Here is a 21406-nt window from a genome sequence, read left to right as displayed (position 1 = left end):
TCGGCAGCGCCGAAGAACCGACCTTGCTGCACATGCGAATGCAGGCGTAGCTGGCCCGGTGCCACATTCAAGGAGAACATGCGGGATGACCCAGGTCGGACAGGATTCACTCGGCACGCGCAGCACGCTGAACGTCGGTGGCAAGGACTTTGCCTATTACTCGCTGAAGAAAGCCGCTGCCAAGCTGGGCGACATCAGCCGCCTGCCGTTCAGCATGAAAGTGCTGCTCGAAAACCTGCTGCGCTTCGAAGACGGCGGCTTCACCGTTTCGACCGCCGATGCGCAGGCGCTGGTCGACTGGCAGAAGAACCCGACCGAATCCCAGAACGAAATCCAGTATCGCCCCGCCCGCGTGCTGCTGCAGGATTTCACCGGCGTGCCCTGCGTGGTCGATCTGGCCGCGATGCGCGATGCGATCGCGACGCTGGGCGGTGATACCAGCAAGATCAACCCGCTGGTCCCCGTGAACCTGGTGATCGACCACTCGGTCATGGTCGATGAATTCGGCCATCCCAAGGCGTTCGAACAGAACGTGGAAATCGAATACCACCGCAACATGGAACGCTATGACTTCCTGAAGTGGGGTTCCAAGTCGCTCAACAACTTCTACGCCGTGCCCCCCGGCACCGGCATCTGCCATCAGGTGAACCTGGAAAACATCGCCCAGACGGTGTGGACCAGCACCGACCAGAACGGCACCACCGTGGCCTATCCCGACACCTGCGTCGGCACTGACAGCCACACCACGATGATCAACGGACTGGGCGTGCTCGGCTGGGGCGTCGGCGGGATCGAGGCTGAGGCCGCGATGCTCGGCCAGCCCGTTTCGATGCTGATCCCCGAAGTCGTCGGCTTCAGGCTGACCGGCGCGCTGCGCGAAGGCGTGACCGCGACCGATCTGGTGCTGACCGCCACCAACATGCTGCGCAAGCACGGCGTGGTCGGCCGCTTCGTCGAATACTTTGGCCCCGGCCTCGCCTCGCTCAGCCTCGCTGACCGCGCGACGCTGGCCAACATGGCACCGGAATACGGCGCGACCTGCGGCTTCTTCGGGATCGACGACAAGACGCTCGATTACCTGCGCCTGACGGGCCGCGAAGAAAGCCAGATCGCGCTGGTCGAAGCTTATGCCAAGGAACAGGGCTTCTGGATCGACCCGGCCGCGCCGGACGCCGTGTTCTCCAGCACGCTGGAACTCGACATGGGCACCGTCGTGCCGTCGCTCGCCGGGCCGAAGCGCCCGCAGGACCGCGTCGACCTTGAAGACGTCGATGACGTGTTCAACAAGGACATGGTCGACACCTACAAGAAGGCACAGACCCGCGTTCCGGTCGAAGGCAAGGACTTCACCATCGGCGACGGTGATGTGATGATCGCGGCGATCACCAGCTGCACCAACACGTCGAACCCCGGCGTGCTGGTTGCTGCCGGCCTGGTCGCCAAGAAGGCTGACGAGCTGGGCCTGAAGCCCAAGCCGTGGGTCAAGACCAGCCTCGCCCCCGGCAGCCAGGTCGTAACCGACTATCTGGTGAAGGCTGGCCTCCAGTCGCACCTCGACAACATCGGCTTCAACCTGGTCGGCTATGGCTGCACCACCTGCATCGGCAACTCCGGCCCGCTGGCTGAACCGATCAGCAAGGCGATCAACGAAAACGGCCTCGTCGCCGCCGCCGTGATTTCTGGCAACCGCAACTTCGAAGGCCGCGTCTCGCCGGATGTGCGCGCCAACTTCCTCGCCTCGCCGCCGCTGGTGGTCGCTTATGCGCTGAAGGGCACCGTGATCGAAGACTTCGTCACCACCCCGATCGGCGTTGGCAGCAACGGGCAGGACGTGTTCCTCAAGGACATCTGGCCGACCAACCTTGAAGTCGCCGAAACGATGGCTTCGTGCGTCACGCGCGAGATGTTCCAGGCCCGCTATGCCGACGTCTACAAGGGCGATGAACACTGGCAGGCGATCAACGTCACCGGCAGCGAAACCTACCAGTGGCGCGCCGGTTCGACCTATGTCGCCAACCCGCCGTACTTTGAAGGCATGTCGATGACCCCGGCCCCGGTGCAGGACATCATCGATGCCAAGCCGCTGGCGATCCTGGGTGATTCGATCACCACCGATCACATCAGCCCGGCCGGCAACATCAAGGCTGACAGCCCGGCGGGCCAGTGGCTGATGGAGCATCAGGTCGCCAAGGCCGACTTCAACAGCTATGGCGCGCGCCGCGGCCACCACGAAGTGATGATGCGCGGCACCTTTGCCAACATCCGCATCAAGAACGAAATGGTCCCCGGCGTCGAAGGCGGCATGAGCCGGTACGGCGATGCGGTCCTGCCGATCTATGACGTGGCGATGAAGAACAAGGCCGATGGCACGCCGATGGTCGTGGTTGCGGGCAAGGAATACGGCACCGGCTCCAGCCGTGACTGGGCGGCCAAGGGCACCAACCTGCTGGGCGTGCGCGCGGTGATCGTCGAAAGCTTCGAACGCATCCACCGTTCCAACCTGGTCGGCATGGGCGTGCTGCCGTTGCAGTTCAAGGACGGCCAGACCCGCGAAACGCTGGGCCTGACCGGTGACGACACCTTCACCATTACCGGTGTCGCCAGCCTGCAACCGCGCCAGGACGTGGAAGTGACCGTCACCCGTCAGGATGGCACCAGCTTCAGCTTCACCGCGCTGTGCCGGATCGATACCGCCAACGAAATCGAATACTTCAACAACGGCGGCATCCTGCACTACGTCCTGCGCAAGCTGGCGGCCTGATGCTGGATACCCCGGTCCAGTGCGCGCTGGACGAGGTGCTTGCGCCTCGTCTGGTGGCGCTTGGCTGGAAGCGGCGCGGTTCGCGCGGCTTCCTCCAGCGCCACGGCTCCACGGCCTGGGTGATCCGCATCCAGCATGGCGACTATTACAAGAAGCATGGCGCGTGTCGGCTGACGGTGCGCGTCATGCGGATCAAGTTCCTGCCGTTTGCCTCGCGCAAGGGGATCGAACCCTGTCTGCGTTCCCCGCAACTGTGGCGTGACCGCAGCTGGGAAGACCCGATCCTGCTGCGCCTCGCCCGGCGCACGATGCGCCCGCTGGGTGAACTGACCGAAGTCCGGGAACTGTTCTGGTACAGCTATGACGCCGACAACCCGGCTGACTGTCTGCGCGTGGCCGGCGAAGTCACGGATGACATCGAAACCTATGCGATGCCGTGGTTCACCAGGTTGTTCTGGCGCGCGCCGCGCCGGGTAAAAGGCCGCAAGGCAAGCGAACAGGCCCGCTACGACACGCTGCGGGCCGAACGCGGCTGAACCCCGTCCCGCGCTGCCCGACGGGGCAACGCACCGACTGCACAAACAAACAGGGCGGCCCGCAAGGACCGCCCTGTTAATGTATCAGGCCTGTTTTATATCAGGCGCTGCGCCGGGAGTTCAGGCCGTGCGCCGGGCCAGCCGCCGCCGCCCGACCAGCGCCGCCGCAGCGGCCCCGAACAGCAGCATCATCGGCGGAGCGGGAACGTCTGTCCCGCTCGAGGTATTGCCGGATGAGGTATTGCCCGACGTGGTGTTGCCCGAACTGGTCGAGGTCGAAGTGGACGTCGACGAACCCGTGCTGGTCGAAGTCGAGGAACTGGTGCTGCTCGCGACATTGCCGGACGAGCTGGTGCTGGACGACGTGCTGGTGCTGACGTTGCCCGAAGTCGAGGAGCTGGTCGAAACGTTGCCCGACGAGGACGTCGAACTGGACGTCGAGACGTTGCCCGATGACGACGTGGTCGAATTGTTGCCCGACGACGTGCTGACGTTGCCCGAACTGGTCGAGCTGGAGCTGGAACCAGTGCTGGTCACGCCGCCGGTCGAGGTCGAAACGTTGCCTGAACTGGTCGAGGTTGAACTGCTGCTGGTGACACCGCCGGTCGAGGTCGAGACACCACCGGTGGAAGACGTCACGCCGCCGGTTGAGGTCGAAACACCCCCGGTCGAAGTCGAAACACCGCCGGTGGAGGACGTAACCCCGCCCGTCGAGGTCGAGACACCGCCGGTGGAGGTCGAGACACCGCCGGTCGAGGTGGTGCTGGAACTGGTGATCCCGCCGGTCGTGGTCGTGCTGGTCAGCCCGCCGGTCGAGGTCGAGGTTGATCCGCCGGTCGACGTGAGGCCGCCGGTCGAGGAGGAAGTCGATCCGCCCGAAGTGGAGCTGGAGGTCGAACCGCCCGACGTCGTGGTCGAAACCACCACGCTGCCGCCGCCGCCGCCGCTGCCGCCGAAGAACCCGCCGAAGAAGCCGCCGCCAAAGCCGAAGCCGCCCGATCCGCCGATCACCATCGCCCCGCCGTCACCGCCGCCCGAAGGCATCGGCATCTGCGGCAGCTGCGGCAGGACGGGCATGGCCATCGCCATCATTGGCGGATCGGCCGCAGGCGCACAGCTGACCGACCTGGTCACAACGCGGCGGATGCGCTTCATCTTGCGCGGGTCGGCGGCTGCCGTGCGCACGATCTTGCGCTTGGCGATGCGCGCGGGCGCCGCCTTGGCCTGCTTGACGTATTGCACCTGGGCGGCCGGAGCCTCTGCCACGTGCACTGCCCCACCACCGACGACTGCCCCGCCAGCCGCCAGGGCCGACAATTTCACAAGCGCCATCCGAACCGACATAAGCTCTGCTTTCTATTGCCCAACGGAGCCAAACAAACTCGCAGTCAATGCTGCCAGCACGCCCCCGTAGGTCCAAAAGCACAGAGGAAGGTTAAAGCCTCAACGCCGTTAACCGTGATTCCGCCGTCCCGCTGCGGGAATCCAATCATTTACCCGGCGGTGCAGGGCCAAGTGTCTCATTCTGATACCGAATTGCGGTAAAGTGCGACCGTCGCAGCGCGAACAGGGTTAAGCCTCACCCGCTTCTGTCGAATCGAACAGGCCGCCGATCTGCCCCCCATTGTCGCCACTGGGCGGGGCAATTCCCAGGTGCTGCCAGCCCCGGTCGTTGAGGCAGCGCCCGCGCGCGGTGCGGGCGATCAGGCCCAGCTGGATGAGGTAAGGCTCGACCACATCCTCGATCGTGTCGCGCGGTTCGGACAGCCCCGCCGCCAGCGTTTCCACGCCGACCGGCCCGCCTTTGTAGATGTCCGCGATCATGTGCAGATAGCGCCGGTCCTGCGCATCCAGCCCCAGCGAATCCACTTCCAGCCGGGTCAGCGCATCGTCCGCCACCGCGTGGGTCACCGTGCCGTTGCCCGCCACGTGCGCGAAATCGCGCACCCGCCGCAACAGCCGTCCGGCCACGCGCGGCGTGCCGCGCGCGCGCCGCGCGATTTCGCGCGCGCCGGCCGGGTCCATCCCGATCCCCAGCAGCCCTGCCCCGCGCGTCACCACCCGTTCCAGTTCGGGCACGGTGTAGAAATTGAGCCGCACCGGAATGCCGAAGCGGTCGCGCAGCGGCGTGGACAGCAGCCCCTGCCGCGTCGTCGCGCCGACCAGCGTGAACGGCGGCAGATCGATCCGCACCGAGCGCGCGGACGGCCCCTCCCCGATCATCAGGTCGAGCGCGCGGTCCTCCATCGCGGGGTACAGCACTTCCTCGACCACCGGGCTCATCCGGTGAATCTCATCGATGAACAGGACGTCGCCCGCTTCCAGATTGGTCAACAGCGCAGCCAGATCGCCCGACTTGGCAATCACCGGGCCGCTGGTGGCCCGGAACCCCACCCCCAGCTCGCGCGCGACGATCTGCGCCAGCGTGGTCTTGCCCAGCCCCGGCGGACCATAGAACAGCACATGATCCATCGCCTCACCACGCGATTTCGCGCTTTCGATGAACACGCTGAGGTTATCCTTCGCCGCCGCCTGCCCGACGAACTCGGCCAGCGTCTTGGGCCGCAGCGCCGCATCGGCGTCCTCGATCTGGCGATGCGCGGAAAGGAGGGGGTTATCGGTCATTGGAATTCGCAATCCTGCCGGTCATAGTTCCAGCGCCCGCCGCGGTCGAGGCAGGTGTCAACGTCCAGCCAGTCATCCAGCCACAGACCTGCGACTACGCCACCTGCGAATGAGACAACGCAAAGCCCAAGGCACCACTGGCGCTTCATTGCCCCCGCCGCTCCGGCTGCACGATGGATGCTGAAACAAGTTCAGCATGACGGGGGATGGGAGAGCTTATCAAATATCCGTCACCCTGAACTTGTTTCAGGGTCCAATTATCCGCAAGCTCAGGTGCATGCGGCCAGAGCGCGTCCCTTGCGTCTATATCCTTGCCAGCGATCGCCACGGCACGCTGTATATCGGCGTCACATCCGACCTGATCCAGCGCCTGGCCCAGCATCGCAGCCCCGCCTTGCCCGGCTTTACCACGCGGCATGGCATCTATCGGCTGGTGCGATTTGAAATCTTCGGGGACATGACCGCCGCGATCACCCGTGAAAAGCAGCTCAAGCGGTGGCATCGGCAATGGAAAATCAACCTCATCGAGAGCGAAAATCTGGATTGGCATGATCTTGCACCGGGGTTGGGCCTGCCCCCGCTGGCGCCGCGCGAACCGCGCGATGGACCCTGAAACAAGTTCAGGGTGACGAGTGGGGTGAGGTATCACGCTCATCCCGCCACCCGCTTCAGCGCCGCGCGGACCAGATCGTTCAACCCCGCCCCGTCACCCAGTTCGTCGAGCGCCCGCGCCACGGCGTCCGTTGCCACGTTGGGCTTGAAACCGAGGTTCTGAAGCGCCGACGCCGCGTCCGCGCTGACCGATCCTGCAGGCGCGGCGGCAATACCCGGTGCGCCGGGGACGGACGGCAACCCGCCGGCCTTGTCCTTCAATTCGTTGACGATCCGGGTCGCAATCTTGGTCCCCACGCCTTGCGCGCGGGATACCATCGCGACGTCCCCGCCCGCGCAGGCGCGTTGCAGTTCCTCGGTGCTGAGCGCGGAGAGCACGGCCAGCGCCATCTTGCTGCCCACGCCCTGCACCCCGGTCAGCAGCCGGAACCATTCGCGTTCGCCCGCGCTGCCAAAGCCGATCAGGCGCATGTCGTTTTCCGACACCTGCAATTCGGTGTGGAGCGTCACCCGGTCCCCCCGCACGCCCAGCGCGGCAAGCGTCTTGACCGAGCAGTGAACGAGGTAGCCCACCCCGTTCACGTCGATCACCGCCCAGTCGGGGCCGAAATCATCCAGCAGGCCTGTCAGCTTTGCGATCATGCTTTGTTCTATTGCACAGGGTGAAATCGCGGGGAAGGGAAAAGGTGTGCGCGCGCCGCCGCTGTGCTGGAACCGTGACAGGCCGCCGCTGCCCCGCTATGCGCTTGATCATGCAGGGGCAAACCGGATCGTCGCGGGGCTGGATGCTGGCCATTACCGCCGTGGTGCTGGCCGGACTGGTGCTGCGCTGGCAGGCGTTTTCCCCGTTCGACATCAGCCACGCCGATGAGATCATGCAATATCTGGAGCAGGCCAAGCGGCTCGCCACCGGGCACGGCATTATCCCGTGGGAATACCGCTATGGCGCGCGCAATGGCGGCATCGCGCAGCTGCTGAGCGTGCCGTGGTGGCTGGGTGAGCGGTTTGCCCCCGGCACGCTGGGGTCGATGCTGCTGGCGCGGTGGAGCTTTGTGCTGCTGACCCTGCTGGCCCTGCCCGCCGCGTGGAAGTTGGGCGCGCTGACCGGCCGCGCGCAGGCGCTGATCGCGCTGCTGGTGGCGGCAGTATGGTATGAAAGCGTGCTGTTTTCCGCGCTGCTGCTGTCTGAAGTGCTGGCGACCGGGCTGATCGCTTGCGCGGTGCCGTTGTTGCTGGCGGACGAGCGCCGCGCGGGCGCGCTGCGCTGGGCCGGGCTGCTGCTGGGGCTGGGCGTGGTGGTGCGGTTGCAGTTCGCACCGTTCGCCGCGGTGCTGGCGCTGCTGACCTTGCGGACCGACTGGAAGGCCTGGGGCCAGCTGGTGCTGGGCGGGCTGGGCGCGGGCGTGATCGGGGGGCTTAGCGATCTGGGCATGGGGCGCTGGCCGTTCGAGTGGGTCTGGGTCAATTTCAGCTACAACATCGGCGAAAGCCGCGCCGCGCGCTTTGGCGAGAACGGACCGTTCGATTACCTCAAATGGCTGGCCATCCACCTTGGCCCCGGCGCGCCCCTGATCGTGGCGGCGGCGCTGATGGTGCCGCGCCGATACCGCCCGGTGCTGTGGGCGCTGGCGGCGAACGTGGCGTTCCACAGCCTGATTGCGCACAAGGAATACCGGTTCATCTGGCTGTCCACCTTCCTGCTGCTGGTGCTGGCGGCGATTGGCAGCGTCAGCCTGCTGGAACGGCTGCGCGCCGCGCGCGGCAAGACGGTGGGGCCGGTGCAACTGGCGCTGCTGGGGGCGGGCTGGATCGTGCTGTCGCTGACGGCAGAGCAGATGTCCGGCGGCGCAGGCGCAATGCGCGGCGGCGGGCCGATCCCGCGCGTGGTGCAGGATCATGTCCGCGCCGGGTCCGCCTGCGGCATCGCCCTGCCCGATCAGTGGCGCGCGCATCTGGTGCCCGCGCTGCTGCCGCGTCAGGCCCCGCTTTACGTTGCGCCCGAAGGCGTGGTCGCGCGCGGTGAACGGCTCCCGCCCGCACTGGCCGCCGCCGCCAACACGCTGGTGTTTGAGGACCGCCCCGTCGGCGCGGGCGAATACCGGCAGGTGCGCTGCGAGACCAACGGCGCGATTCGGGCGTGCCTCTATGTCCGGCAGGGCAGCTGCACCCCGGCGCCGACGTGGACCTATCAGGCCGCGCTGGAGCGCGAGGACCTCTAAGGCCGTCCCGGCCGCCTAGGCCCGCACCCCGATCCGCCGATAACTCAGCGCTTCGGCCACATGCAGGCGGCTGATCTGCTCTGCCCCGGCCAGATCGGCAATCGTCCGCGCCACCCGCAGGATCCGGGTATAGCCGCGCGCGGACAGGCGCATCGCCTCGGCCGCCTGCAGCAGCAGCTTGCGCCCGGCCTCATCCGGGGTGGCGTGGATTTCAAGCAGGTCGCCATCAAGTTCGGCGTTGGTGCGGCGGCGGGTGCCGGCCAGCCGTTCGGTCTGCACGGCGCGCGCGGCGGCGACGCGGGCGGCGACTTCGGCGCTGCCTTCGGCCGGAGGCGGCAGGGCCAGATCGGCCGCGCTGACCGGATCAACCTCAACGTGCAGGTCGATCCGGTCGAGCAGCGGCCCGGACACCTTGCCTTGATAATCGGCGGCGCAGCGCGGGGCGCGGCTGCACGCCAGCGCGGGATCGCCCAGATAGCCGCAGCGGCACGGGTTCATCGCCGCAATCAGCTGCACCCGCGCCGGGAACGTCACGTGGGCATTGGCCCGCGCGACGGTCACTTCGCCGGTTTCCAGCGGCTGGCGCAGCGAATCGAGCACCACGCGCTGGAATTCCGGCAGTTCATCCAGGAACAAGACGCCCAGATGCGCCAGGCTGACTTCACCCGGTTTGACCTTCAGCCCGCCGCCGGTCAGCGCCGCCATCGACGCGGAATGGTGGGGCGCGCGGAACGGGCGGGCGCGGCTGATCCGCCCATCCTCCAGCAGCCCCGCGACCGAGGCGACCATGGATGTTTCGAGCGCCTCAGCCGGGGTCAGTTCCGGCAGGATCCCCGGCAGGCAGCTGGCGAGCAGCGACTTGCCCGCCCCCGGCGGTCCGCTCATCAGCAGGTTGTGCCCCCCCGCCGCCGCGATTTCGAGCGCGCGCCGGGCGGTTTCCTGCCCCTTCACCTGCTTGAGGTCAGGCCCCCTGGCGGGCGGATCGGCCACGCCGGGCTCAGGCACGGGCAGAGTCTGCACGCCTTTCAGGTGGTTGAGCAGGCTGACCAGATCGGGCGCGGCCAGCACCGGAATGCCGCTGGCCCAGCGCGCCTCGCTCCCTTGAGCGGCGGGGCAGATCAGACCCAGTTCCGCGCTGCTGGCGTGGAGCGCGGCCAGCAACACGCCGGGCGAGGCCACCACCCGGCCATCGAGCGCCAATTCCCCCACCGCGATGAAATCGGCCAGTTGCTCCGCATCGGTCACGCCCATTGCGGCCAGCAGCGCCAGCGCGATCGGCAGGTCATAGTGCGACCCTTCCTTGGGCAGATCAGCGGGCGACAGGTTGATCGTGATCCGCTTGGGCGGGAGCGACAGGCCCATCGCGGCGAGCGCGGCGTTCACCCGTTCGCGGCTTTCATTCACCGCCTTGTCCGGCAGGCCGACCAGATTGAAGCGCGGCAGGCCCGGCGCAATCTGACACTGCACCTCAACGCTGCGCGCCTCCAGCCCGAGATAGGCAACCGTCCGAACCAGCGCTACCAAGTGAAACCCCCGTCAAAACCCCTAAGTGGTTGATGGCGCAGCCTTGCCCCGCTGTCGAGGGGCTGTCGAGGGGGGCCGCTCCGTTCTGGCGGTAACTCCGGCTTAACCTTTGGCGTTGGCGATGCGGTAAAGCGCGCGGGCGCATACCGCTGGGCATGAACCGCTTTGCCGCCCTGCTGCTGCCCCTCCTTGCACTGTGCTCCAGTCCGGCGCTGGCGGATACGGTCGTGACGACGGTGGAAGTGACCGAAACGGTCAGCACCGGCGGCTCGGAACGCTTTGTTGCCAGCGCCCCCGCGCTCGTGCCGCAGGGGATTGCCCGGTTCGGCCCGTTCCGCGTGCTGGACGGCAGCCGCGCCGCGCTGGTCGATGTGACCGACGCGCGCAGCCCGGCGCAGTTCGACGCAATGCTGCGCGCCTTTCCCGGCATCTCGCTGATCGAAATGATCGACTGCCCCGGCACCGAGGACGACCGCGCGAACCTGAAGCTGGGCCGGATGATCCACGCCCGCCAGATCACGACTTATGTCCCGCACGGCGGCTCGGTCCGCTCCGGCGGGGTGGAACTGTTTCTGGCAGGCGCGCAGCGGATCGCCGATCCGGGCGCGGAGTTCGCGGTCCATTCGTGGGCGGACGAGGACGGGCGCGAGGCGAAGGACTATCCCGCCGATGCCCCGGAAAACCGCGCCTATCTTGATTATTATGCCGAAATGGGCATGACCACCGGACAGGCACGGGCGTTCTATGCCATGACCAATTCCGTGCCGTTCGACGATGCCCGCTGGCTGACCGCGAACGATATGGGCAAGTGGGTCGCGTTGAACTGACCCGAATCCCTTGACTCATAACCGGGCCTCCGTTAACGGCCCGATCCCTGTATTCCGGCCGTTCCATCGGGCGGCCCTGTCTGATTTGAATCCGAGGTTATCATGAAGCGCACCTTCCAGCCCAGCAATCTCGTGCGTGCCCGTCGCCACGGTTTCCGCACCCGCTCTGCCACTGTCGGCGGCCGCAAGGTGCTGGCAGCGCGTCGCGCCCGCGGCCGCAAGAAGCTGTCGGCCTGATCCATCCTGTGAAACTTCCCGTCCTTTCGCGGCGGGCAGATTTCCTAGCCGCAAACCGGGGATTGCGCGTGGCGCGCCCCGGTTTTGTGCTGCTTGCACGCCCCAATGATGCGGGCGCGATGCGATTCGGCATCACCGTCACCAAGAAGATCGGCAACGCGGTGGTCCGCAACCGGATGAAGCGGCGGCTGCGTGCGCTGATCCGCGATGTGCTGCCGACCGAAGGCCTGCCCGGCCACGATCATGTCGTGATCGGCCGCGACGGCGGGGTGGAGCGGGACTTTGCCCTGCTCCGGACCGAATTGCAGGCCGCCCTGGCCCGCGCCGCCGCCGGCAAGAGCGATCCGCCGCGCAAACACCGCTCACCTGGCCCGCGAAAGTGATGAAGCGCGCGCTTATCCTGCTGTCGCGCGCCTGGCAGATCGGCCCGTCGCGGGTGCTGCCGCCCAGTTGCCGTTATGCCCCGTCATGCTCGCAATACATGATCGAGGCCGTTGAAAAACACGGTGCGATTAAGGGTGGCTGGCTGGGCATCAAACGTATATTGCGCTGCCATCCTTGGGGAGGACACGGGTATGACCCGGTGCCTTGATTGCACGCGCCGCCTTCCCATCTGACCAAGACTTCAAGAGAACAGGGACGCCTTCGTGGAGAACCATAATCAGCGCAACCTGATCCTGGCGGTGGTGCTTACAGCACTGATCCTGTTCGGGTGGGACGCGGCACTTCGTTACATTTACCCCAATGCGGACAAGGCCCAGCCCGTGGCTGAAGCACCCGCCGGGGCCGCCCCCGCTGAGGCTGCAAAGCCGACACGCGAAGGCGGGCTGACCAATGCCGCCGACATCGCGACTGAAGCAAAGGACCTGCAGACCGCGCTGAACCCTGCCGCGCGCGTGGCGATTGCCGCGCCGGGGCTGACCGGCTCGATCAATCTGGCTGGCGGCGTGCTGGACGACCTGACCACCAACCGCCACACCGCCGCACTGGACCCCAAGGATGGGCCGCAGCGGATCTTTTCCCCCGCAGGCACCCCGGCGCAGCACTATGCCCAGTTCGGCTGGGTCGGTGAGAACGTGGCGCTGCCCAACGCGGCGACCGTGTGGACCGCCCCGGCGGGTGCCAGGCTGACCCCGCAGACCCCGGTCACGCTGACCTGGAACAACGGCGCGGGCCTGACCTTTGCGCTGAGCTATGCGATCGACGCGGATTACATGGTGACCGTCAAACAGACGGTCGCCAACGCCGGCACCGGCGCGATTGTGGTCAAGCCGTTCGCGCTGATCAACCGCACCGACAAGACCGCGAGCCTCGATAGCTTCAACGTCCATTCCGGGCCGTTCGGCGCGTTCGACGGCACGGTTTCATTCGGCCCGGATTATGACGACGTGACCGCAGCGGGTCAGGTTACCAACGCGGGCAAGACCGACTGGATCGGCTTTACCGACGTCTACTGGATGACCACGCTGATCCCGGATCGGGCCGGCGCCAGCAGTGATTTCCGCGCGCTGGGGGGCGGCATTTTCCGGGCCGATCTGGTCTACGGCGCAGTCAACGTCGGGGCCGGTCAGCAGACCGAGCGCACCACGCGGTTGTTCGCCGGGGCCAAGGAAAGCCATGTGCTGGACCGCTATGAAGCCACCGGTATCGTCAATTTCGGCCTCGCGATTGACTGGGGCTGGTTCCGCTGGTTCGAAAAGCCGATTTTCCTGCTGCTGACCAAGCTGTTTGAAATGGCCGGAAACTTTGGCGTGGCGATCATCCTGCTGACGCTGATCGTGCGCGGCGTGATGTTCCCGATTGCGCAGAAGCAGTTCGCCAGCATGGCCGCGATGCGCGCCATCCAGCCGAAAATGAAGGCCCTTCAGGACCGCTACAAGGACGACAAGCCCAAGCAGCAGGAAGAGATCATGGCGCTCTACAAGAAGGAAGGCGTCAACCCGCTGGCGGGCTGTCTGCCGATCTTCCTGCAGATCCCGATCTTCTTCGCGCTGTACAAAACACTGATCGTCGCGGTTGAAATGCGCCACCAGCCGTTCGCGCTGTGGATCAAGGATTTGTCCGCGCCCGATCCGCTGCACGTGCTGAACCTGTTCGGCCTGCTGCCGTTCACCGTTCCGGCGTTCCTGGGCATCGGCATCCTGGCGATCCTGCTGGGGATCACGATGTGGCTGCAGTTCAAGCTGCAGCCCGCACAGATGGACCCGATCCAGCAGCAGGTCTTCGCGATCATGCCGTGGATGATGATGTTCATCATGGCCCCGTTCGCAGCCGGCCTGCTGATCTACTGGATCACCTCCAACGTGCTGACCATCGGCCAGCAGAAGTATCTTTACAGCAAGCACCCGCAGTTGAAGGCGCAGGCTGAAAAGGACGCGGGCGATGCGGCGCGGGCCAAGGAACGGGAAAAATCGTGAGCCAGGAAAGCGAACCGCAGGATGATGGCGAACGGACCGAACGGGCGCGCCGCCTGTTTTCCGGCCCGATCGCGTTCCTGAAAAGCGCGCCCGCGCTGCAATTCCTGCCGGATCCGGAATATCCGGAAGTGGCGTTTGCGGGCCGGTCGAACGTGGGCAAAAGCTCGTTGCTCAACGCGCTGACCAACCGCAAGTCGCTGGCGCGCACCTCGGTCACGCCGGGCCGGACGCAGGAGCTGAACTTCTTCGACGTGGGTGAACCGGTCTGTCTGCGGCTGGTCGACATGCCGGGCTACGGCTTTGCCAAGGCCCCGCTGAAAGTGGTGGAGCAGTGGAAGCGGCTGGTCCGCGATTTCCTGCGCGGGCGCGTCTCGCTCAAGCGCGCGCTGGTGCTGATCGATGCCCGCCACGGGGTGAAGACGGTCGACATCGAGATGATGAAGATGCTGGATGAGGCAGCAGTCGGCTATCGGCTGGTGCTGACCAAGGCCGACAAGATCAAGGCGAGCGAACTGGCCGCCGTGCTGGCCTCGACCCAGATCGAAGCGCGCAAGCATTCTGCCGCTTTCCCGGACGTGCTGGTCACCTCATCGGAAAAAGGGCTGGGCATCGCCGAACTGCGCGCCGCCGTGCTGGCTGACGCCGAGGGGTGAGTGTATAGGCGGGGCCACGCCCCGGCTTGACCGGCTGCCATGTCCCGGCGCCGGACTGCCCAGCAGGAAGCCCCGCCCATGCCCGCGCAAGTCACCGAAGCCGACCTCGAAGCGCTGGTTCCGGCCTTCTACGCCCGCGTCCGGCAGGACGACCTGATCGGGCCGGTGTTCAACACCGCGATCCATGACTGGGACCATCATCTGGTCCAGCTGGTCGCGTTCTGGTCATCGGTGATGCGCAGCACGGGGCGTTACAAGGGCAGCCCGATGGTCGCCCACTTGCGCCACAAGGCCGTGATCACGCCAGAAATGTTCGACCGCTGGCTGAACCTGTGGGGCGAAGTGACCGCTGAGTTGCTGCCCGCCGACAAGGCCGCCGCGATGCAGGCCAAGGCCGCGACCATCGGCGAAAGCCTCAAGCTGGCGCTGTTCTTCCGTCTGCCCAAAGGTGCCCCGACCCAGCCTTACAAGGTGACGGCGGAATGGGACGAAGTGACCCTGCCCGCCGCGATCCGGGGGCGGCACAACACCAAGGCCGGGGTCTGGGGCCTGCTGCGCGTGCTGGAAGGCCGCGCGGCGCTGGTGTTCGAAGACCCGGCGCGCACGGTGGAGGTGACGCCGGATCGTCCAGCGGAGATTCCACCCGAACAGTGGCACCATGTGGAACTGGGCGGTCGGGCGAGGATGAAAGTGGAATTCTATCGCGAGAAGCCGCTGAGCTGACGCCCCCCTACTTCGCGAACAACTGCTCCAGACTGGCAAAAGCCTTCATTTCGATCGCATTGCCCGACGGGTCACGGAAGAACATCGTCGCCTGTTCACCCGGCTGGCCCTTGAACCGCACATAGGGCTCGATTTCGAACTGCACCCCCGCCGCTTTCAACCGCGCGGCCAGCGCGTCCCAGTCCTCCAGCGTCAGCACGATCCCGAAATGCGGGACCGGCACGCCGTGGCCGTCGACCGGGTTTGACCCGGCATCGCTGACGGCCCGTGGCCCCACGCAGTGCGCGACGATCTGGTGGCCGTAAAAATCGAAGTCGATCCAGTCATCCGAACTGCGCCCCTCTGCGCAGCCCATCACCCCGCCCCAGAATGCCCGCGCCTCCGCCAGATCGCGGACGGGGAAAGCCAGGTGGAACGGGCGCAGGGACATAGGGGCTGACTCCTTTGCGCGGGGCTTATCCGTTCACGCTCGACACCGTCAAGCTGAACGGATAGGTCGCAGCGCATGAAACTCATCATCGGCAACAAGAACTATTCCAGCTGGTCGCTGCGCGGTTGGCTGGCGGCCAAGCAATCGGGCCTGGCGTTCGAGGAAATCACCGTTCCGCTGTTCGGCGATGACTGGGACCAGCGCAAGCGGCACGATGACGATATCGCGCCCTCATCCGGCAAAGTGCCGGTGCTGTGGGACGGCGATGCGGTGGTGTGGGACAGTCTGGCGATCATCGAATACCTCGCCGACAAGGTCGGGCGCGACCGGTTCTGGCCCAAGCCCGACGATGCCCGCGCGATGGCCCGGTCGATGGTCGCGGAAATGCATTCGTCCTATCAGGCGCTGCGGGCCGAATGCCCGATGAACATGCGCCGCCAGGTCGAGCCCGCCGAATTGACCGATGCCGCCCGCGCCGATGTCGTCCGCATCCTGACGCTGTGGGCCGAAGCGCGCGCCCGGTTCGGCAGGGGCGGGCCGTTCCTGTTCGGCACTTACAGCGCCGCCGACATCATTTACGCGCCCGTCGTCAGCCGGTTCATGACCTATGGGATAGGTGTTCCGGGCTTTGCGCTGGCCTATATGGAAGCGGTCTGGGATCACGAATGGCTCCAGTCCTGGCTGGCCGCGGCCGAGACGGAAGACTGGGTGATCGAGCAATACGAAGTGCCGAGGGCAAAATGATCCGCAGACTGACCGCGATTTGCGCCGCGCTGCTGGCGCTGCTGTCCACCCCCGCACTGGCGTGGGGCGGGTTCGGCCACGAAACGACCGCGCAGATCGCGCTGGCCAACGTCTCGCCCAAGACCCGCGCCGAAATCGCCCGGCTGCTGCGGGCAGAGGCCGCACTGGGCACGCCCATTTGCCGGATGCGCAGCCTGGAGGAAGCATCGACCTGGCCCGATTGCCTGCGCCGTGAAAGCTGGCGCTGGGCCTATACCTTCGCCTGGCACTACCAGACCGAGAACATCTGCAAGCCCTATGACGTCAAGGCCAACTGTTCGGGCGGCAACTGCGTGACCGCGCAGATCGTGCGCAGCCGCCGGGTGCTGGCCGACAAGACCCTGCCCGCCGCCCAGCGGCTGGAGGCGCTGTCATGGCTGGCGCATTTCATCGGCGATCTGCACATGCCGCTGCATTCCGGCGACAACGCCGATCTGGGCGGCAATGCGGTGACATCGACCTATGGCATCGCGCCGGGGCGCAACCTGCATTCCGTGTGGGACGGGCCGATGGCCGAACGCGGCATCACTTCGGCTGAGCCGCCGCTGATCCGCCGCTACAGCGCCGAGGAACGCGCCGCACTGGCCACGGGCGACGTCGCCGACTGGGGCCGTGAAAGCTGGCAGATCGCGCGCGATCTGGTCTATGCCCGCGCGTTTGACCGCGATCCCTGCGCGGGCGGCGCAGCGCCCAAGGACGTGGTCTGGAGCAACGAGGATATCGAGGCCAGCCTGCCCAGCCTGCGCCAGCGGATCACTCAGGCGGGCCTTCGCCTGGCGCGCGATCTGGACGCGGCGCTGGACGGCGCGGCGCGCCAGGTTGCCCGCTAACTTGCCCGGCGGCGCGGTTGGCAATATGCAGCGGCTGACATGACCGCCTCCCCCGTTCTCCCCCTCGCCGAGGCGCTGATCGCCTGCCCCAGCGTCACGCCTGCCGCTGGCCTCGTGTTCGATAGCCTGGAAGGGATGCTGACCCCGCTGGGCTTTGCCGTCCACCGCTTCAGCGCGGGCGAAGCGCCGGACGGACCGGTCGAAAACCTGTTCGCGATCCGGGCGGGACCGGCCGGCAGCCGCCACTTCGCCTATGCCGGACACGTCGATGTCGTGCCCCCCGGCGAAGGCTGGGCCAGCGCGCCGTTTGCGCCGGAAGTGCGCGGGGAACTGCTCTATGGGCGCGGCGCGGTCGACATGAAGGGCTCGATCGCGGCGATGGTCCACGCCGCCGCAGCGATCCCGCAGGACGCCGGAACGCTCAGCTTCATCATCACCGGGGACGAGGAAGGCCCGGCCCGGTTCGGCACGGTCGCGCTGATCGAACATATCCGCGCGATCGGCGCGATCCCGGACTTGTGTCTGGTAGGGGAACCGACCTCGGTCCACCGGCTCGGCGACATGATGAAGATCGGGCGGCGCGGGTCGGTCAACATCTGGCTGGAAGTTGCCGGAACGCAGGGCCACGTGGCCTATCCGCATCTGGCCGACAACCCGATCCCCCGGCTGGTCGCCATGCTGGCCGAACTCGACGCGCTGGTGCTGGATGACGGGACCGACTGGTTTCAGCCGTCCAATCTGGAAGTGACCGACATCACCGTCGGCAATCCCGCCACGAACGTCATTCCGGCCAAGGCCTCGGCGCGCATCTCGATCCGGTTCAACGATCTGCACACCGGACAGGAACTGGCCGGGCGGGTCACCGCGATTGCCCAGCGCCACGGCGGCAGCGCACGACCGGTGATTTCGGGCGAAGCGTTCCTGACCCCGCCCGGCGCGTTTTCCGCGATGATCGCCCGCGCGGTGGAGGGGGAGACCGGCGTGATCCCGGAAGCATCGACCACCGGCGGCACCAGTGACGCGCGGTTCCTGAAAGACCTCTGCCCGGTGATCGAGTTCGGCCTGTGCAACGCCACGATGCACAAGCGCGACGAAGCGGTTGCGATTGCCGATCTGGATACGCTTGCGCGGATCTATGCGCGCGTGGCTGTGGACGCGCTGACCGGCTGATTGCCGTCCCCGCATCAGCCTGTTAGGCTGCCCCGCAAGATTGTTTCAAACGGGGATGCACCAGATGATCGAACGCCGTTCGCGGTTCCGCGGCCTGACTGAACGAATCAGCCGGAACCTCACCGCGTGGATCCTGATCGGCATGGTGCTGGGCGTGATCGTGGGGCAGCTGCTCCACACCCAGCTGGCGGCAGATGTGATCAAGGAATCAATCGCGCCCTGGCTGAAACTGCTGTCCGACATCTTCCTGCACCTGATCAAGCTGCTGGTCGCGCCGCTGGTCCTGTCCACCATCGTCGTCGGCATCGCCCACATGGGCGATGGCGCGGCGCTGGGCCGGATCGGGACGCGGGCGATTGCCTGGTTCATCACTGCCAGCCTGATCTCGATCGGGCTGGGGCTGCTGATGGTCAACCTGTTCGAGCCGGGGATCGGCGCACCGATTCCCGATGTTGCAGCGGCCAAGGCGGCGGTCGGTGCGGTGCCGGAAACCAGCGCAACCGGCTTCATCCTGTCGATCTTCCCCAAGAATGCGTTCGAAGCGCTGGCCACCAACAACATCCTGCAAATCCTGGTGTTCTCGATCTTCGCGGGCGTGGCGCTGGCGGCGATCGGCGAGAAAGGCGCGCCGCTGGTGCGCGGGGCCGATGCGCTGGCGGAAATGATGCTCCAGATCACCGGCTACGTGATGCGCTATGCGCCGATTGCGGTGTTCGGCGCGATTGCCAACGTGGTGGCCGCCAGCGGGCTGGGCATCCTGAAAACCTACCTGGAACTGCTGGTCGAATTCTATCTCAGCCTGCTTCTGCTGTGGTCGGTGCTGATTGGGATCGGCGCGGCGTTCCTGGGGCGGCGGATCATCACGCTGATGCGCTATATCCGCCAGCCGCTGATGATCGCGTTTTCAACCGCCAGCAGCGAAGCCGCGCTGCCCAAGATGTTCGAGCAGCTGGACCGGTTCGGCGTGCCGCGCCGGATTTCGGGCTTCATGCTGCCGCTGGGCTACAGCTTCAACCTTGACGGTTCGATGATGTACATGAGCTTTGCGACGATCTTCATCGCGCAGGCTTACGGCATCGACCTGTCGATCAGCACGCAGATCATGATCCTGCTGACGCTGATGATCAGTTCCAAGGGCATCGCCGCCGTCCCGCGCGCCAGCCTCGTGGTCATCACCGGCACGCTGGCGATGTTTGGCCTGCCAGTCGAAGGCGTGGCGATCATTCTGGCGATCGACCAGTTCCTCGACATGGGCCGCACCGCCACCAACGTGGTCGGCAACGCGGTGGCAACCTCGGTCATCACCAAGTGGGAAGGCATGCTGGAAGTGGAAGAGCCGGAGTATGTGGAGCATCCCCACATCGCCGCCCACACGGCCGCCGATGGCCGCGCCGGGCTGGACCTCGACGAATCGAACTTCAAGCAGGGTTGAGGGTCAGGCCAGGGCCGTCCATCCCTTCGGCGCAGCGCTCTTCGGCTTGAAGCCGCACAAGTCCGCCACCGGGCAGCGCCAGCATTCGGGCGTGCGCGCCTTGCAGATATAGCGACCGTGCAGGATCATCCAGTGGTGCGATCCCACCCGGAACGGCTGCGGCACCCGTTTGTCGAGCAGCTTTTCCACGGCCAGCGGGGTCTTGCCCCTGGCCATGCCGGTGCGGTTGCTGACGCGGAAGATGTGCGTGTCGACCGCAAAGGTTTCCGCCCCGAACGCGCAGTTCATCACCACGTTGGCGGTCTTGCGCCCGACGCCGGGCAGCGTGGTCAGCACATCGCGGTCAGCCGGCACTTCCCCGCCGTGATCGCGCACCAGAATCTCTGACAGGGCGATCACGTTCTTCGCCTTGGCGTTGAACAGGCCGATGGTCTTGATGTGCTCTTTCAGGCCGTCCTCGCCCAGTGCAACCATCTCGGCCGGGGTCTTCACCGCTTCGAACAAGGCCCGCGTCGCCTTGTTGACGCCCACGTCGGTCGACTGCGCAGAGAGCACGACCGCCACCAGCAACTGAAAGGTATTGCCGAATGCCAGTTCCGTTTCCGGCGCGGGATTATCCTCGGCCAGACGGCGGAAGAATTCGAAGATTTCGTCCTTCTTCAAAGGTTCAGCACTTGCGGCATGGTATAGCGCCCCGCCCCCTTGCCGATCAGCCACTGCGCGGCGCGGACCGCGCCCCTGGCGAAGATCGCGCGGTTTTCGGCGAGGTGCGACAGGCTGATCCGTTCGTTGTCGGCCAGGAAATGCACCGTGTGATCGCCCGCCACGCTGCCCCCGCGCAAGCTTGCAAAGCCGATGCTGCCCGCCACCCGCGCGCCGGTGATCCCGTCACGCCCGCGCGCGCTATTCGCCGCCAGATCAATCCCGCGCCCGGTTGCCGCCGCTTCGCCCAGCAGCAGCGCGGTGCCCGACGGCGCATCCACTTTCATCCGGTGATGGGTTTCGGTGATCTCGATATCCCAGTCCTCGCCCAGCCGCTGCGCCGCCTCGCGCACCAGATGCGCCAGCAGCGTCACCCCCAGCGAGGTGTTCCCGGTTTGCAGCACGGCGGTATGTTCGGCGGCATGATCGCACAGGAAGTGGTGGCGTTCCTCCAGCCCGGTCGTGCCGACGACGATGCCCACCCCCGCTGCAACCGCCGCATCCAGGTTGGCTTCCAGCGCGTGCGGGCTGGAAAAATCGAGCAGCACGTCGCTGACCCGCGCCAGCGCGAGCGGATCGCCGCCCTTGTCGATCCCGCCCGACAGCGTATCGCCCGCTGCCGCGATGGCCTCTGCCAGCGCCTGCCCCATGCGCCCCGCGCTGCCGATGATCCCGATTCTTGCCACGTGCATTCGTTCCCGTTCGTCATGCTGAACTTGTTTCAGCATCCATCGTGCCCCAAAACCCGGACCTGCGCATGGGGCACAATGGACCCTGAAACAAGTTGGTGTTTATCCCGTTTACATACGTTCCCACCACATGCGTCACCCTGAACTTGTTTCAGGGTCCATCTCTCCTCCTGCACGGACAGTGCGGGCCGAGAAATGGATGCTGAAACAAGTTCAGCATGACGGTTTAGACTTTA

General features: G+C 66.2%; 22 protein-coding genes. 16 read left to right on the top strand and 6 right to left on the bottom strand.

Annotated elements, in window-relative coordinates:
- The first annotated feature begins 85 nt into the window (after positions 1-85).
- The 3 genes from acnA (at position 86) to Q8Q53_RS05690 (ending at position 4711) form a co-directional block, all read left to right on the top strand.
- The gene (acnA, locus tag Q8Q53_RS05700) at positions 86-2761 is read left to right on the top strand and encodes an aconitate hydratase AcnA (protein WP_305700795.1); all 2676 of its coding nucleotides are present in this window, start codon (positions 86-88) and stop codon (positions 2759-2761) included.
- The gene (locus Q8Q53_RS05695) at positions 2761-3297 is read left to right on the top strand and encodes a hypothetical protein (RefSeq protein ID WP_305700794.1); all 537 of its coding nucleotides are present in this window, start codon (positions 2761-2763) and stop codon (positions 3295-3297) included. Before acnA ends, Q8Q53_RS05695 begins: the two co-directional genes overlap by 1 nt.
- Before the next feature lie 79 nt (positions 3298-3376).
- Positions 3377-4711 carry a hypothetical protein gene (locus Q8Q53_RS05690; RefSeq protein WP_305700793.1) on the top strand — a complete coding sequence of 445 codons (1335 nt, stop codon included), beginning with the start codon at positions 3377-3379 and terminating at the stop codon, positions 4709-4711.
- Between the two features lie 158 nt (positions 4712-4869).
- Here Q8Q53_RS05690 and ruvB read toward each other — a convergent pair whose 3' ends face one another.
- Positions 4870-5922 (bottom strand): Holliday junction branch migration DNA helicase RuvB, encoded by a 1053-nt coding sequence (gene ruvB, locus Q8Q53_RS05685; protein WP_305700792.1) that lies wholly within the window; start codon positions 5920-5922, stop codon positions 4870-4872.
- A 277-nt stretch (positions 5923-6199) separates the two neighbouring features.
- On the opposite strand from ruvB, the gene Q8Q53_RS05680 reads away from it, so the two are divergent.
- Positions 6200-6535, top strand: a complete 336-nt coding sequence (locus Q8Q53_RS05680) for a GIY-YIG nuclease family protein (protein ID WP_305700791.1) — start codon at positions 6200-6202, stop codon at positions 6533-6535.
- 38 nt (positions 6536-6573) lie between these two features.
- Here the strand turns inward: Q8Q53_RS05680 and ruvA are convergent, their stop codons facing one another.
- The gene (gene ruvA, locus Q8Q53_RS05675) at positions 6574-7176 is read right to left on the bottom strand and encodes a Holliday junction branch migration protein RuvA (protein ID WP_305700790.1); all 603 of its coding nucleotides are present in this window, start codon (positions 7174-7176) and stop codon (positions 6574-6576) included.
- Between the two features lie 143 nt (positions 7177-7319).
- On the opposite strand from ruvA, the gene Q8Q53_RS05670 reads away from it, so the two are divergent.
- Positions 7320-8753, top strand: coding sequence for a hypothetical protein (locus Q8Q53_RS05670; protein ID WP_305700789.1), 1434 nt, complete (start codon positions 7320-7322; stop codon positions 8751-8753).
- A gap of 15 nt (positions 8754-8768) precedes the next feature.
- Here Q8Q53_RS05670 and Q8Q53_RS05665 read toward each other — a convergent pair whose 3' ends face one another.
- Positions 8769-10277, bottom strand: a complete 1509-nt coding sequence (locus tag Q8Q53_RS05665) for a YifB family Mg chelatase-like AAA ATPase (RefSeq protein WP_305700788.1) — start codon at positions 10275-10277, stop codon at positions 8769-8771.
- A gap of 155 nt (positions 10278-10432) precedes the next feature.
- On the opposite strand from Q8Q53_RS05665, the gene Q8Q53_RS05660 reads away from it, so the two are divergent.
- The 7 genes from Q8Q53_RS05660 to Q8Q53_RS16280 all read left to right on the top strand — a co-directional run bounded on the left by Q8Q53_RS05660 (position 10433) and on the right by Q8Q53_RS16280 (position 15134).
- Positions 10433-11104, top strand: coding sequence for an alpha/beta hydrolase (locus Q8Q53_RS05660; protein ID WP_305700787.1), 672 nt, complete (start codon positions 10433-10435; stop codon positions 11102-11104).
- Positions 11105-11206: 102 nt separating this feature from the next.
- Entirely contained in the window at positions 11207-11341 is a 135-nt protein-coding gene (gene rpmH, locus Q8Q53_RS05655; protein ID WP_305700786.1) for a 50S ribosomal protein L34, read from the top strand.
- 8 nt (positions 11342-11349) lie between these two features.
- Complete coding sequence (gene rnpA / locus Q8Q53_RS05650; protein WP_371136518.1) at positions 11350-11724, top strand: ribonuclease P protein component; 375 nt, start codon at positions 11350-11352, stop codon at positions 11722-11724.
- Complete coding sequence (yidD, locus tag Q8Q53_RS05645) at positions 11721-11933, top strand: membrane protein insertion efficiency factor YidD (protein ID WP_305700785.1); 213 nt, start codon at positions 11721-11723, stop codon at positions 11931-11933. The genes rnpA and yidD overlap by 4 nt, the downstream gene beginning before the upstream one ends.
- 55 nt (positions 11934-11988) lie before the next feature.
- Positions 11989-13758 (top strand): membrane protein insertase YidC, encoded by a 1770-nt coding sequence (gene yidC / locus Q8Q53_RS05640; RefSeq protein WP_305700784.1) that lies wholly within the window; start codon positions 11989-11991, stop codon positions 13756-13758.
- Positions 13755-14411: a ribosome biogenesis GTP-binding protein YihA/YsxC gene (gene yihA, locus Q8Q53_RS05635; protein ID WP_305700783.1), complete on the top strand. Its 657-nt coding sequence runs from the start codon at positions 13755-13757 to the stop codon at positions 14409-14411. The genes yidC and yihA overlap by 4 nt, the downstream gene beginning before the upstream one ends.
- 78 nt (positions 14412-14489) lie before the next feature.
- On the top strand, positions 14490-15134 hold the full coding sequence (locus tag Q8Q53_RS16280) for a DUF1971 domain-containing protein (protein WP_371136517.1): 645 nt from the start codon (positions 14490-14492) through the stop codon (positions 15132-15134).
- Between the two features lie 7 nt (positions 15135-15141).
- Here Q8Q53_RS16280 and Q8Q53_RS05620 read toward each other — a convergent pair whose 3' ends face one another.
- Positions 15142-15564, bottom strand: a complete 423-nt coding sequence (locus tag Q8Q53_RS05620) for a VOC family protein (protein ID WP_305700782.1) — start codon at positions 15562-15564, stop codon at positions 15142-15144.
- Between the two features lie 75 nt (positions 15565-15639).
- Between Q8Q53_RS05620 and Q8Q53_RS05615 the strand changes: the two genes are divergently transcribed.
- The 4 genes from Q8Q53_RS05615 (at position 15640) to Q8Q53_RS05600 (ending at position 19779) form a co-directional block, all read left to right on the top strand.
- On the top strand, positions 15640-16308 hold the full coding sequence (locus Q8Q53_RS05615) for a glutathione S-transferase family protein (RefSeq protein WP_305700781.1): 669 nt from the start codon (positions 15640-15642) through the stop codon (positions 16306-16308).
- Positions 16305-17177, top strand: a complete 873-nt coding sequence (locus Q8Q53_RS05610; RefSeq protein ID WP_305700780.1) for a S1/P1 nuclease — start codon at positions 16305-16307, stop codon at positions 17175-17177. The genes Q8Q53_RS05615 and Q8Q53_RS05610 overlap by 4 nt, the downstream gene beginning before the upstream one ends.
- A 39-nt stretch (positions 17178-17216) precedes the next feature.
- Positions 17217-18347: a succinyl-diaminopimelate desuccinylase gene (dapE, locus tag Q8Q53_RS05605; protein ID WP_305700779.1), complete on the top strand. Its 1131-nt coding sequence runs from the start codon at positions 17217-17219 to the stop codon at positions 18345-18347.
- 106 nt (positions 18348-18453) lie between these two features.
- Positions 18454-19779, top strand: coding sequence for a dicarboxylate/amino acid:cation symporter (locus Q8Q53_RS05600; protein ID WP_305700872.1), 1326 nt, complete (start codon positions 18454-18456; stop codon positions 19777-19779).
- 3 nt (positions 19780-19782) lie between these two features.
- Here the strand turns inward: Q8Q53_RS05600 and nth are convergent, their stop codons facing one another.
- Together nth and dapB are read right to left on the bottom strand one after the other, a co-directional pair.
- Entirely contained in the window at positions 19783-20442 is a 660-nt protein-coding gene (nth, locus tag Q8Q53_RS05595; protein WP_305700778.1) for an endonuclease III, read from the bottom strand.
- Positions 20439-21167: a 4-hydroxy-tetrahydrodipicolinate reductase gene (gene dapB, locus Q8Q53_RS05590; protein WP_305700871.1), complete on the bottom strand. Its 729-nt coding sequence runs from the start codon at positions 21165-21167 to the stop codon at positions 20439-20441. The genes nth and dapB overlap by 4 nt, the downstream gene beginning before the upstream one ends.
- Positions 21168-21406 lie beyond the last annotated feature (239 nt).

This window comes from Novosphingobium sp. (assembly GCF_030699305.1).
Taxonomy (GTDB): domain Bacteria; phylum Pseudomonadota; class Alphaproteobacteria; order Sphingomonadales; family Sphingomonadaceae; genus Novosphingobium.
The sequence above is the reverse complement of the archived record's forward strand: the minus strand, read 5'-3'. Positions and strand labels throughout refer to the sequence as shown.